Source organism: Rhizobium sp. BIGb0125 (assembly GCF_024810055.1).
Classification (GTDB): domain Bacteria; phylum Pseudomonadota; class Alphaproteobacteria; order Rhizobiales; family Rhizobiaceae; genus Agrobacterium.
This window is the reverse complement of record NZ_JANUDV010000004.1, coordinates 349,896-362,934: the sequence shown is the minus strand read 5'-3', so window position 1 is coordinate 362,934 and position 13,039 is coordinate 349,896. Positions and strand designations below refer to the sequence as shown.

Here is a 13,039-nt window from a genome sequence, read left to right as displayed (position 1 = left end):
TCGCGGGTGAGGCTGGAAGGAATACGACATGTTTGGGACAATAAAAACAATGGCAGCGGCTACGGTCGTATGCCTGCTTATGCCTGCAATGGGCATTGCCGCTGAAGTGCGCACTGGTGTTACATATGCCGGAGAGGTCGAGAAGAATGCGGGCCGCGCTGCCATGCAGAACCTCATTTTCGACCTAGCCGCAGCCTGGGCATCCTGCAACGCAAGTCTGATGAAAAACACGGTGGCCGAGGATGTGGAGTTTTCCTACCCGACCAATCATGTTTCCGGCCGTGACAAGATGTTGGAGGATCTCGCACAGTTCTGCAAAAATGCCAGGGATACCAGTATCTACCTTCCGGCTGATGCATTCTTCATCGACATGGAAAAGGGTCGTATCGCAGCCGAATTGCAGTTCCGCACGTTTCAGCGTGGCAACCGCCAGGTGGTGAATGATGTCTGGATCGCCCACGTCAAGAACGGCAAGATCAGCGTCATCAAGGAATATCTCGACGGACGGGTCAAAGACCTGCAGGCGCAGGGCGTTTTGCAGCTTGAAGAAAGCCCTGAAACTTTGACGCCATGGCCACCTCGTACCGAGCAATGGAAAGGCTGTTTTCCGCTGGTTAAGGCTGCGCCAACCAACACTTGTCCTTAAAAAATCCCCGGACAGTTTCTGGAACTGTCCGGGGATATTCATTTACATCAGATCGCGCTTGAAACTCTCGTCCCACTCGCGAGTTTTCACCGCAGCTCCATTTTCATAAGCCGTCAGTGTGCCTGTCAGATAGAAATTGTCTCTATCGGAGGTCATTGCTGTGCGGCTTTCAACCTTGACGCGCCAACCATCACGACCCATTTCATAGGTCTGTGTCAGCACATATTTTGCAGTCAGCGGGTCGTTATCCTGAATGGTCAACTCGCGGCGCAAGCTATGGCTCAACTCGGTGTCGATCTCGTCGAACCGCAGCACACCTTCTCCGAACAGACCACCAACACCCTCAGTAATGTAGGTATTGATGCCGGTTTCATGGTCCTGCTCGGTCCAACGGCGAACCGTGCCAGCATCTGTTTGTGTGACCGGTGTGAAGGGTCCATGGGCTGGAGCTTCAAACTGCACAGGCAGGCCGTCTCCTACAGCACGCTGCGGCAGTTCCAGCGCGCTTTCCGCCACCGAAATGCTCAAGGTGGCATCGTAAGGAGCGGTCCAAACCATCGGCCAATAGGCCGTTGCAATTGCCAGCTGGATCTTGTGCCCTTTGGCGAAACGATAACCGCAATCATTCAGCTTGATTGCAACGTCATAAAACTGACCTGGGACAAGCGCTTCCGGATTTTCATGGCTGTCACGGTGGGTCAGGTTGAACACCTGATAGCTCGTGCGGGAGACGCGCCCATCCGGCAGGACATCGTTAAGACGCAGGTTGATCTGCGCAACAGGGCAATCTGCAGCAATGCGCAGGCGCACAACAGGTGCTCCAAGCACATCGAGATCGTCCTGCAAGGTCGCGGTTTCAAAAACAAGCGCGCCGCCATTGTCGAGGCGCTGATCCGTCGGGTGTTCACCCGGGCAACCGGTCGACATCCACTCGCCAGCAGCCTTGCCGTGGCTCTGCGGTGAACGAATGGACAGAACACCTTCTGTTGTCGCCGCTTCGGTCAGGCTGCGATCTGCACCAAGATGCAGTTTTTTGGGTGAAATCGCTGGCGACGGCCATTCGGCTTCACCAACCCAACGACCATTGGTTGTGGTGCGGGTGCCGGTCGGCTCAATGGTGTCGCACACAAAGGCGCGCATCATCGGCTCATTCATGATGCCGGTTTCTTTGCCCTTCAGCCAATGATCCCACCAGCGTGTCGCTTCCTGCAGGAAACCGATTGCCGGGCCAGGCACGCCGTCCTGTGGATAGATGTGACCCCATGGACCGATGATGCCGCGGCGCGGAACTGTGAGGTTTTCAAGCAGGCGAGATACCGGGTTTGTATAGCTGTCCGCCCACGCACCGATTGCCAGAACAGGGCACTGGATATCGTTCCAGTCTTCGCAAACCGAACCATGCTTCCAGTAGTCATCGTAGCGCTGATTCTCGAGCCACAAAGCCGGGAAAAACGGCAGCTTTTCAAGCCGTTCCAGCCAGCTGTCACGCCAGCTGTCACCAACGATTTTTGGATCAAGCGGACGGCTTTGGTAGGCAAGCATGATCGTGCCCCACCACAGATTGTCGTTGAGCAACAGACCACCCATGTAGTGGATGTCGTCGGTGTAACGGTTATCCGTCGAATAGGCCGTAATTATTGCCTTCAATGCCGGTGGACGGCGGGAGGCAACCTGAAGGCTGTTGAAGCCACCCCAGCTTTTGCCCATCATGCCGACATTGCCGCTGCACCATGGCTGACGCGAAATCCAGTCGATCACCTCAAGAGCGTCATCCTGTTCCTGCTTCAGATACTCGTCCGCCATGTGGCCGTCGGATTCACCCGTTCCGCGCATATCAACACGAATGGCGGCATAACCCTGTGCTGCAAAATAGCCATGCATCGGCTCATCACGACCGCGGGTGCCGTCACGCTTTCGGTAAGGGATATATTCGAGAACTGCCGGAACGGGCGACGTTTCTGCATCTTCGGGCAGCCAGAGGCGGGCACCAAGGCGCGCACCATCGCTCATCGTGATCCAGATATGTTCTTCAACACGTACTGTCATGGGATATTCCAATTGAAGCTGTTGCGGTCAGGCGCTTGCCACCGCGAAAGGAGAGCAGAAGTGGCGGCCGATCCTCAGATCAGCCGCCACTTGAAATCAGGCCGCAGTGACGCCGTCACGTTTTGCCAGCACGTCATCGAGCCAGTCGCGGCGCAGTTCCGGAACAGAGGTAATCAACTGTTCGGTGTAAGGCTGGTAAGGAGGCTTGAAGATTTCCTCCGTCGTACCGGTTTCAACGATGCGGCCATGCTGCATCACCATGGTGCGATCAGCCAGACGGCGAACAACACCAAGGTCATGGGTGATGAACAGGTACGAAACGCCCAACTCGTCCTGCAGGGATCGCAGAAGTCTCAGAATTTCTTCAGCCACCAGAGGGTCAAGGGCCGACGTAACCTCATCGCAGATGATGAGGTCAGGCCGTGCAGCAAGAGCACGTGCAATACACACACGTTGCTTCTGGCCACCCGACAGCGCCTTTGGCAGTCTCTCGGCAAAATCCTGCGGCAGACCGATCAGGTCGAGTATGCGCGCCACTTCTGCTTTGCGCTGCTCTTCATTCATGCCGAAGTAGAACGACATTGGACGACCAATGATTTCACCAACAGTCTGACGCGGGTTCAGCGCAACATCCGGAAGCTGGTAAACCAGCTGGATGCGACGCAATTCTTCACGGCTGCGCTTGGTGTAGTTGTCGGCAAGTCGTTGGCCAGCGAGAGAGATAACACCTGAGGAGTGTGGAGGCAGGCCGGCAATGACACGGGCGAGGGTGGATTTACCCGATCCGGATTCACCCACGACCGCAAGCGTTTCGCCCTTGCGAAGTTGGCAATTTACGTCAGTCAGCACTTTCTTCTTGCCGTAATAGGCTGTGACATCACGCACATCGAGCAGCACTTCACCGCCCTTGTGGTTCGCACCATTACCGGCAATGCTGGCTTCACGTTCCGAGACAAGACGACGTGTGTAGTCTTGCTGCGGATGCTCCAGGATTTGTTCGGCAGAGCCTGCTTCAACCTGTTTTCCGTGACGAAGAACAGTAATGCTGTCGGCAATCTGCGCAACAACAGCCAGATCGTGCGTAATGTAAAGTGCCGCGGTGTTATACCGCTGGATCAGACTACGCAGCAGCGCGAGAACCTCGATCTGCGTCGTTACATCAAGCGCTGTGGTCGGCTCGTCCAGAACCAGAATATCCGGGCGGCAGGACATGGCCATGGCAACCATGGCACGCTGCAACTGACCACCGGACACTTGGTGCGGATACCGATTGCCAAAGTTCTTGTAATCAGGCAGTTGCAGCGTCTGCAACAGTTCCAGCATCCAGGCCTGCGCCTCCTGCCGGTTCATGATACCGTGATAAAGCGGACCTTCCATGATCTGCTCGCCAATTTTCATGGCCGGATTAAAAGCCGCAGCAGCACTCTGTGCCACGTAAGCGATCCGTGCACCGCGCAGAGCCTCGCGGCCTGCACGCGTTACCTTCATCAGCGACACGCCGTCGACGAGAATTTCGCCGTCGACGATACGGCAACCGTTACGGCCATAGCCCATGGCCGCAAGGCCAATGGTGGATTTACCCGCACCGGATTCACCGATCAGTCCCTTTACCTCGCCGCGCTTCAGGTCGAGATCGACATTGTCGACGAGAATGGCGCCATTCGGAGCCGCAACCTTGAGGCCACGGATTTGCAGAACATTGCTATCGCTCATCTGTCTGCTCCCTGAACTGAACTGCGACCAGCCAGCAACCAGTCAACCACCAGGTTGACGCCAATCGTCAGAATGGCAATGGCAGCAGCCGGATAGAGCGGCGCGTAAAGACCATAAAGAATTGCCTGCTGATTATCCTTCACCATACCACCCCAGTCAGCGAATGGTGGCTGCACGCCAAGTCCAAGGAAGGACAGACCCGCAACGAACAGAAAGGTAAAGCAGAAACGCAGACCGAATTCAGCAATCAATGGAGGCAAGGCATTGGGCAGGATTTCCTTGAAAACCAACCACAACAGACCTTCACCACGCAGACGCGCGGTTTCGGCATATTCAAGCACGTTGACGCCCTGCGCCACGATGCGGGCCAGACGGAACACACGGGTCGAATCCAGCAGCGCGATCGTGATGATCAACACCGGAATGGATGAACCAAGCGCCTGAAGTACCACCAGTGCCGAAATCAGAACCGGTATACACATGACCGTATCGACAATGCGCGACAGCACAGTATCCAGCCAGCCACCGAAAATCGCAGCAATAAAACCGAAGGTGATGCCGATGGTAAAGGACAGAAGTGAAGCCGCAAGGGAAACACCGATCGAAATCTGTGCCCCGGCGAGCAGGCGCGACAGCATGTCACGGCCGTTCTGATCAAGGCCGAACCAGTGGGCAGCCGACGGAGCGTCAAACGGTGCGCCGACAATTTCTTCCTGTCCAAATGGTGCGATGCTTGGCCCCAGAACAAACAGGATGATGTTGACGGAAATGATAAACAGACCGACCCATGCGGTCGGAGTGATGGAACGAATGGTTTTCATCGTGGATGCCTCAAACGCGGGTTGAGGGCGATTGCCGAAACATCGGCGATGATGTTCAGAATGACATAAGCGGCACCAAAGACCAGTGCAGCCGCCTGAACCAGAGGCAAATCGCGTTTCGAAACAGCGTCAACCATGAACCGGCCAAGGCCGTTATAGTTGAACACCGCTTCCACCAGCACTACACCGGTAATGAGATAGGCAATGTTAAACGAGACAACATTGACGATGGGGGCCGCAGCATTAGGAAGCGCGTGACGCATCACGGCACGTTTGGTGCGCAAACCCTTGAGGTATGCCGTTTCCACATAGGCCTGATCCATAACGGCTAGAACGGCAGTGCGGGTCATGCGCAACATCTGGGCAACCGTTACCAGTACCAGCGTCAAGGCTGGTAATGTTGTCGCCTTCAACCAATCGGTAAAGCTCATGCCAGGATAGATATCAGCGAGGCTTGGCAGCAGGTTGTAATGCACCGATACGAACAGGATCAACAACAGGCCGAGGAAATATTCCGGCAGGGAAACAAACCCCAGCGCAACAACATTGACGATCCGGTCGAAAAGGCTACCGCGCCAGATAGCGCTGAGGAGGCCGAGAAGGATGGCAACAGGTACACTGACGAGAGCGGCATAAAGCGCCAGCGCCATGGTGTTCCAAAAGCGTGGCCACAGAAGATCCGCGACAGGCTGACGGTTGGCCAAAGAGTTTCCGAGATCGCCGGTTACAAAACCGCCGAGCCAAGTGAAATAGCGTTGCAGGAGAGGCTGGTCCAGCCCCAGATCGGCGCGAAGGACGGCAAGGGATTCAGGCGTAGCGTTCTGGCCGAGTATCGCTGACGCCACATCACCGGGCAGAAGCTGAGTGCCGGCGAAAATAAGCGCCGACACCAGCAGTAGCGTCAAAATACCCAAAGCAACGCGCTTCAGGATAAGTTTTGTCATTATTCTTCCAACCAGACCTTTTCAGCAAGGCGTGCGCCCATGAAGTTGAACATGGGGTGGGTGGTCACGCCCTTCAGTTTCTTGGAAGCAGCGTCAAGGTAATCGCCGAACATCGGGATAATCGCGCCACCGTCATCGGAAATCAGGCCCTGAAGTTCGGCGTAGATTTCCTTGCGCTTTGCATCATCGAGCAATGCGCGCGCTTCGACCAGCTTCTTGTCGAAGCTGTCATTTTTCCAATGCGTATCGTTCTGTGCCGATGTCGAGGCATAAGCGATGGTCAGCATCTGGTCTGCAGTCGGACGGCCGCCCCAGTAGGACATGCAGAACGGCGCCTTCATCCAGACGTTATCCCAGTAACCATCAGCCGGTTCGCGCTTGAGCGAAATTTCGATGCCGCTTGCAGCAGCAGCTGTGCGGAAGATCGCAGCCGCATCAACAGCACCAGAGAAGGCTGCTTCAGACGCAGAAAGCTCAACCTTCAGGCTGTCGAGACCTGCCTGCTTGAGGTAGAACTTCGCCTTTTCGGGATCGTATGGACGCTGTGGCAGTCCCGCCGCATAAAAACGGTCCGAGCTTGGGATCGGATGGTCGTTACCGATGCGGCCGTACCCACGCAGCGCGGTTTTCAGCAACTGCTCACGGTCGATCGAGTGCTTCAGTGCCAGACGGACGTTGTTGTCCGTGTAAGGCGCCTGTGTGCAATCCATCAAAAATGTGAAGTGCTGGCCACCGGCCGACTGAACGATATTGAGGTTCGGGTTGCGGCGCAGCAGGTCAACGGTCTTAAAGTCGAGCTGGTTGATCGCATGAACCTGACCGGACATCATGGCGTTGGTACGGGCCGAAATGTCATTGATAACGATAACTTCTACCGCATCGACGTGGGCCGCATTCGGCTTCCAGTAGTTTGGGTTGCGGGTGAAGCGCGAACGGACGCCTGGATCATAGCTCTCGTAAACGAACGGTCCTGTGCCGACAGGCTTGCTGAAATCCGTCCAGCCATCGGGAACGACCAGGAAGTGGTAATCGGACAGAATGTAAGGCAGGTCGGCGTTGCCGCTTTCCAGCACGATCTTCACTTCGCTTTCGGAAACCTTCTCGACTGCCTTCAAGGCTGCCGCAACCGAGCGAGCAGCTGATGTGGTTTCACCACGGTGCAGGTTGATCGAGTAGATGACGTCTTCAACTGTCAGGGCCTTGCCGTTGTGGAACGTGACACCTTGACGCAGTTTGAAGGTCCACTCAACCGCACCAGGTTGCGCTTCCCAGCTTTCAAACAGTTCAGGAACAGCCTGATTGTTGGCATCGATTTCGACAAGGCCGTTCATGATCATGAAGGCCTGGTTGACGGGAACCCAGTCTTTCAGAATGCGCGGATCGAGGTTGTCAGTCGTGCTGCCACCGCCGATACCAAGCTTCAAAACACCGCCTTTTTTCGGGGTTTCGGCACCTTGGGCGCGCGCATCGGTGATGAAACCGGCAGAAAGCGCAGTCAAACCGGCGGCACCAGCAAGGAAGCCTCGCCGATTTATTGCAAAGGAAAAGGGTGAAGACGTCATACTATGGGTTCCCTGTTTTTATCCAAGCCGCAGCAAGGCTCGGCCGAGGCCATTGCCCTATCGTACTCCATCGTTCGGTACTAGCTAAGCGACGCTCCGAGGGGGTATGATTTTTATGCATGGGGGCATGAAATCTCAATGTATTGGTTTCTTTTTCAAGCGGAGTAGATGAGCAACGCCGGAGCCTGTCCGGTGTCATTATTCCCCTGAGACACAGGGGTTATCGCGTATGGAGTGAACCATGGGGCTTGCTGATTTTGTTGGCCTTGCAGGAGCTTTTTTCTATCTCTTCGCCTATGCTCTGTTGCAGCTGCGTTTCCTGACGATTGAAGACGGGCGTTACACGCTTCTCAACGTTCTGGGCGGTGTTGCACTCATCTATTCGCTGATGTGGAACTTCAATATCGGCTCACTCATCTCGCAGGTAGCGTGGCTGATTTTTACGATTATCGGCTACACGCGTTTCCTGATGGAAAAGCGTCGTAAAGCCCGTGTTGTGCCTGTCTAGGATTGATCGTTGACGTATGTCAACCGCCACCAAAGCGCGTCAAAGACATGGTGCGCTTTGGTTTCTACGTATGGTTTTAGCAAACAGCGCAACTGTGCCGTATTACAAATTTTCCCGTGTAGTTTCCTGATTATTGGCGATAAGCCAATCTGAAACCTCGCGCACAATTTTGCGCTGATGGCGATCTGACGGACGCATAAGGTAGAACTTTCCCTCAGAGCGCATCGTGTGCGAATGCATGGGAACCAGCGCGCCGCTATCCAGCTGATCGCGGATAAGCCATGTCCAGCCCAAGGTTACTCCAAGCCCTTGCGATGCCGCAGCAACGCAAAGACCGTAGTCGCCAAGCCGCCATTGAATAGCGTCCTGCGGTGGGGTGATCTGTGATGAATGCCACCAGTCGCGCCAGTCCTGCCATTCGCGCATCGAATCTTCAATCGAGATCAGAACGGGCGCTTTCTGGTCCATGAGGTCAGGCATCCCCCCCTTGGAAACCGGCACCACTTCCTCCCGCCCAAGTTCGGACAACCAGACACCGATCGGGCGTTCCTTGCGGTAGAAAATTGCCAAATCAAATTCATCAAGACGCAGATGCGCGACATCATCGGTCACCCGCAGTCTAAGTTCGACACCGGCGATGTCCTGCTTCAGTTTCGAGAGGCGGGGTAAAAACCACTGGTCAGCAATACCGCGCGAACAGGCAATGGTGATCTGTCGTGCGCCAGACCATGAGCGCACACTATCCGTCACGCTGGCTATTTCGGAAATGAGCCGTGAGACGTCGATCGAATAGTTTTCACCCATCGTCGTCAGACGGACACCAGTCGGTACGCGATCAAACAACTTGGAACCAATGAATGCCTCCAGTTTGCTGATCTGGCGACTGACGGCACTCTGCGTCAGGCCCAATTCAATGCCCGCACGGGAAAAGCTGCCGAGCCGCGAAGCGGTTTCAAAAACCACCAGCGCCTCTAGCGGCGGAAGCCGAGTTGCCGTTCCCATGTGCCATCTCCAGATTTGAAGCAAATCATGGCCTGGGTTGCTTTTTAGCCCTTATTCAGCACCCCGCTCATGCATTCAGCCTTATACGGCTGGACGGCCTTAATTTTCAACTGTCAAGAAAGGGCCTGCAACGGGAACGTTACCTATCAGGCATGCGCTGCTGCAGTCAGCTTGCGGTTGGAGTACCAGACAATTCCTCGCTGCAAGACAATAAAGACAAACAGCAGAATGCCGATGACAATCTTTGTCCACCACGACGACAGCGTCCCTTCGAACACGATATAAGTCTGGATCAATCCCTGAATGAGCAGGCCAATGAAGGTGCCCGCCACCAGACCGGCCCCGCCTGTCAAAAGTGTGCCACCAATCACTACGGCCGCGATAGCATCCAGCTCAACACCAACGGTTGCCAGTGAATAACCGGACGATGTGTAAAGCGTGTAGGCAATTCCTGCCAAACCCGACAGGAAGCCGGACAAAGCGTAGATGCCAATGGTGGTAGCGCCAACCGGCACACCCATCAGTTCCGCCGACTGTTGATTGCCGCCCAGCGCATAAACATTGGCACCAAAGCGGGTTCTGCTGGCAATGATGATGCCAGCTGCAAACACCAGCAACATGACGATTGCCAGTGCAGTCAATCGGCCGCCGCCAGGAAAACGGAAATAGAAGCCCTGAATGGCGTCAATAACCGGGTGCGAGATCGGCACCGACTGGGTGGAAATGAGATAGGCAGCGCCACGCGCCAGAAACATGCCAGCCAGCGTTACAACAAACGGGGGAATGCCGAGAAAGCGGATCATGCCGCCCATCAAGCATCCGAACAGCGTCGAAATGACCAGAACCGCTGCGAAAGCGACCAGCGGATGAACGCCATACGATCCAACCAGCACCGCGACAAAGACACTGGCAAAGGCAATGACAGAGCCGATGGAAAGGTCGATACCGCCGGACAGAATGACAAAGGTCATGCCAACGGCGGCAATGCCGAGAAACGCATTATCCGTCAGAAGATTGCCGATAACACGGGTCGACAACATATTAGGGAATTGCGCCACGCAAAGCGCGTAAGCGATGAGAAAGATTACCAAAGCAGCCAGAAAGGGCAGATTGCGGGTGTGGATCATTGTGCCGGCCCTTCTCTGGTAACATTTGATGTCGTTGTCTTTTGTTTTGGTTTTTCAGGTCTCAGAAAACTGATGAAAGTCGAGATCGCCGGCGACTGCAGCGTCAGGACGATGATGATGATCCCGGCCTTGATGATCAGGTTGAATTCCGGCGGGAAACCGGAAACTAGAATGCCGGTGTTGATCGCCTGAATAATCAAGGCGCCGATCAATGACGCAGCGATAGAAAAACGACCGCCATTCAGTGAGGTGCCACCAATAACCACGGCAAGGATTGCATCCAATTCCAGCCACAGGCCGGCATTGTTAGCGTCCGCACCTCTGATATCGGCGGTCACAATCAGTCCTGCCAGTGCCGCACAAAGCCCGGAAATAGCATAGACAAAAAACAACAACACACGCGCTTTGACGCCAGCAAGTGAAGCAGCCCGGCGATTGATGCCGGTCGCTTCAATCAACAAGCCAAGCGCACTTCGCCGCACAAGAATGCCGATGATGAGCGCCGCACCGATCCAGATCAACACGGGCAGGGGAACGCCTGCAAATGACCCGGATCCAATGGCTGCAAAAGTGTCGTTGTTGAAGGTTAGAATAACGCCCTCGGTGATCAGCTGGGCAATGCCACGCCCGGCAACCATCAGGATGAGGGTGGCTATGATCGGCTGGATGTCGAGAACCGCCACGAGTAGACCGTTCAAGAGACCGCAAGCAATGCCGACCGCCAATGAAACGATGATAACCACAGGCAACGAGTGGCCATCACTGATGAGCGTGGCGGCAACTGCGCCGCAGATCGCGATCACTGCCCCAATCGAAAGATCGATGCCACGTGTCGCAATCACGAGCGTCATGCCAATGGTGAGAAGTGCCACAGGCGCAGCGCGCACCAGAATATCGATCAAGCTGCCATAAAGGCGGCCCTGCTGAAATGAGATCGTCAGAAAACCAGGTGACAGGACCGCAATGACGGCGAGGATAATGGCAAGCGCGCAAAGCTGCGGCGAAAGACGTTTGAAGCGCGAAACAATCATGGTCATCACGCGGCCTCCGTTCTCGATGCGGCAGCGGCATCTGCAATCGCCTGCATGATGGCATCCGCATTGACGGCATCACCGCTCAATTCGGCGACGTGCTTGCGATCAGAGAGAACGATGACACGATGCGCAATCGCCGTCAGTTCTTCCAGTTCGGAGGAAATGACGACCAGAGACATGCCCTGTCCGCAGAGCCTCTCGATCATTTTCAGGATTTCCGCATGCGCACCAATATCGATGCCGCGTGTCGGCTCATCCAGAATCAGCAGCCGTGGATTGGTGGCAAGCCACCGTGCCAGAATGGCTTTTTGCTGGTTGCCACCGGACAAAAACTTGATCGGGCGCTCACGGTCAGCAGGGCGGATGTCCAGTGACTTGATAAAATCATCTGCCAAGGCAGCCTTCTGGCGTCGCGACAATGGTTTTGCCCAACCCTGCCGTGCCTGCAAGGCAAGCGCGATGTTATCAGCGACTGAAAAATCGCCAATAATGCCGTCGGTCTTGCGCTCTTCGGGACAGAAGCCAAAGCCATGTGCAATCGCCGTTTCCGGTGTCGAAAGGGTGATCTGCTGTCCGTCAACCGTGGCAGTGCCACTATCGGATTTATCCACGCCAAATAGTAGAAATGCCGTTTCAGTGCGGCCTGATCCCAGCAAACCGGCAATGCCAACAACCTCACCGGGGCGAATGGACAGATTGAACGGCGCAACACTGCCGCGCTTTCCATATCCTTCAAACCGGATCGGCGCCGTGCCATCCGCAACGGTTTCTTCCGTCGCATGGCTGTGATGTGTGACCTGCTGCAACTCGCGGCCCAGCATCATGGAAATAAGTTCCGAGCGCGGCAGACTGGCAATCTCGCGAGAGCCAACCAGACGACCATTGCGCAAAACGGTCACACGGTCAGCAATGTCATATACCTGATTAAGAAAATGGGTGATGATAACGATACCAAGGCCCTCATCACGCAACTGGCGAAGCACCGCAAACAGCATCTCGACCTCATGGCTGTCGAGACTGGCAGTCGGTTCATCAAGCACCAACACTTTCCCTGAGAGGTCAACAGCACGTGCAATGGCTATAATCTGCTGTACGGCGACAGAATAGCTGGAAAGCAATGACGTGACATCAATCGACAGACCGTAGCGGGCCAGCAAAACAGTCGCTCTGCGGTTCATTTCCTTGCGGTCAACCAGACCGAAACGTCGTGGCTGGCGTCCGAGAAACAGGTTTTCGGCGACAGTCAAGTTCTCAAGAAGGTTTACCTCTTGATACACCGTACCGATCCCCAGAAGCTGGGCCTCACCGACATTGGAGGGGGAGATTTCATCGCCATCCAAAAAAATCGCACCGCGATCACGCGTGTAAACGCCAGTCAGAATTTTGATGAGAGTGGATTTTCCTGCACCGTTTTCACCCAGAAGGGCATGGACTTCGCCTTCGTTCAGCGTGAAGTCAACTCCATCCAGCGCGGGAATACCAAGGAATGATTTTCCAATGGTGCGCGCTTCAAGAAGTGGGGCCTTTACTGCCATATATCAGGTTCCTGCCAACTGCCTGCATCAAACCCTTGGGAACGCGGATAACCAGGGATTACGCAGCATTTCGAACACGTTACAGAGTCAGGACTGCGGCA

Annotated in this window: 11 protein-coding genes; 2 read left to right on the top strand and 9 right to left on the bottom strand. The window is 55.2% G+C overall.

Annotated features, from left to right (window positions below; translation table 11 throughout):
* Positions 1 to 49 precede the first annotated feature (49 nt).
* A complete protein-coding gene (locus tag M2418_RS13340; protein ID WP_259147105.1) occupies positions 50 to 646 on the top strand; it encodes a nuclear transport factor 2 family protein in 597 nt (198 codons plus the stop codon).
* Positions 647 to 688: 42 nt separating this feature from the next.
* Here M2418_RS13340 and M2418_RS13335 read toward each other — a convergent pair whose 3' ends face one another.
* The 5 genes from M2418_RS13335 to M2418_RS13315 all read right to left on the bottom strand — a co-directional run bounded on the left by M2418_RS13335 (position 689) and on the right by M2418_RS13315 (position 7,732).
* Positions 689 to 2,692: a CocE/NonD family hydrolase gene (locus tag M2418_RS13335; RefSeq protein ID WP_259147103.1), complete on the bottom strand. Its 2,004-nt coding sequence runs from the start codon at positions 2,690 to 2,692 to the stop codon at positions 689 to 691.
* Positions 2,693 to 2,788: 96 nt separating this feature from the next.
* Positions 2,789 to 4,405 (bottom strand): ABC transporter ATP-binding protein, encoded by a 1,617-nt coding sequence (locus M2418_RS13330; RefSeq protein ID WP_259147101.1) that lies wholly within the window; start codon positions 4,403 to 4,405, stop codon positions 2,789 to 2,791.
* Positions 4,402 to 5,226: an ABC transporter permease gene (locus M2418_RS13325; protein ID WP_192489109.1), complete on the bottom strand. Its 825-nt coding sequence runs from the start codon at positions 5,224 to 5,226 to the stop codon at positions 4,402 to 4,404. The genes M2418_RS13330 and M2418_RS13325 overlap by 4 nt, the downstream gene beginning before the upstream one ends.
* Positions 5,223 to 6,170: an ABC transporter permease gene (locus M2418_RS13320; protein ID WP_192489110.1), complete on the bottom strand. Its 948-nt coding sequence runs from the start codon at positions 6,168 to 6,170 to the stop codon at positions 5,223 to 5,225. The genes M2418_RS13325 and M2418_RS13320 overlap by 4 nt, the downstream gene beginning before the upstream one ends.
* Complete coding sequence (locus M2418_RS13315; protein WP_259147099.1) at positions 6,170 to 7,732, bottom strand: ABC transporter substrate-binding protein; 1,563 nt, start codon at positions 7,730 to 7,732, stop codon at positions 6,170 to 6,172. The genes M2418_RS13320 and M2418_RS13315 overlap by 1 nt, the downstream gene beginning before the upstream one ends.
* Positions 7,733 to 7,973: 241 nt before the next feature.
* Here M2418_RS13315 and M2418_RS13310 point away from each other — a divergent pair, with 241 nt between their 5' ends.
* The gene (locus M2418_RS13310; RefSeq protein ID WP_192489112.1) at positions 7,974 to 8,240 is read left to right on the top strand and encodes a cyclic nucleotide-binding protein; all 267 of its coding nucleotides are present in this window, start codon (positions 7,974 to 7,976) and stop codon (positions 8,238 to 8,240) included.
* Positions 8,241 to 8,342: 102 nt separating this feature from the next.
* Here the strand turns inward: M2418_RS13310 and M2418_RS13305 are convergent, their stop codons facing one another.
* The 4 genes from M2418_RS13305 to M2418_RS13290 all read right to left on the bottom strand — a co-directional run bounded on the left by M2418_RS13305 (position 8,343) and on the right by M2418_RS13290 (position 12,938).
* The gene (locus tag M2418_RS13305) at positions 8,343 to 9,242 is read right to left on the bottom strand and encodes a LysR substrate-binding domain-containing protein (protein WP_259147097.1); all 900 of its coding nucleotides are present in this window, start codon (positions 9,240 to 9,242) and stop codon (positions 8,343 to 8,345) included.
* A gap of 146 nt (positions 9,243 to 9,388) precedes the next feature.
* Positions 9,389 to 10,369 carry a galactofuranose ABC transporter, permease protein YjfF gene (yjfF, locus tag M2418_RS13300; RefSeq protein WP_076846325.1) on the bottom strand — a complete coding sequence of 327 codons (981 nt, stop codon included), beginning with the start codon at positions 10,367 to 10,369 and terminating at the stop codon, positions 9,389 to 9,391.
* On the bottom strand, positions 10,366 to 11,406 hold the full coding sequence (locus M2418_RS13295; protein ID WP_259147094.1) for an ABC transporter permease: 1,041 nt from the start codon (positions 11,404 to 11,406) through the stop codon (positions 10,366 to 10,368). The genes yjfF and M2418_RS13295 overlap by 4 nt, the downstream gene beginning before the upstream one ends.
* On the bottom strand, positions 11,406 to 12,938 hold the full coding sequence (locus tag M2418_RS13290) for a sugar ABC transporter ATP-binding protein (protein WP_259147092.1): 1,533 nt from the start codon (positions 12,936 to 12,938) through the stop codon (positions 11,406 to 11,408). The genes M2418_RS13295 and M2418_RS13290 overlap by 1 nt, the downstream gene beginning before the upstream one ends.
* Between the last annotated feature and the right edge of the window lie 101 nt (positions 12,939 to 13,039).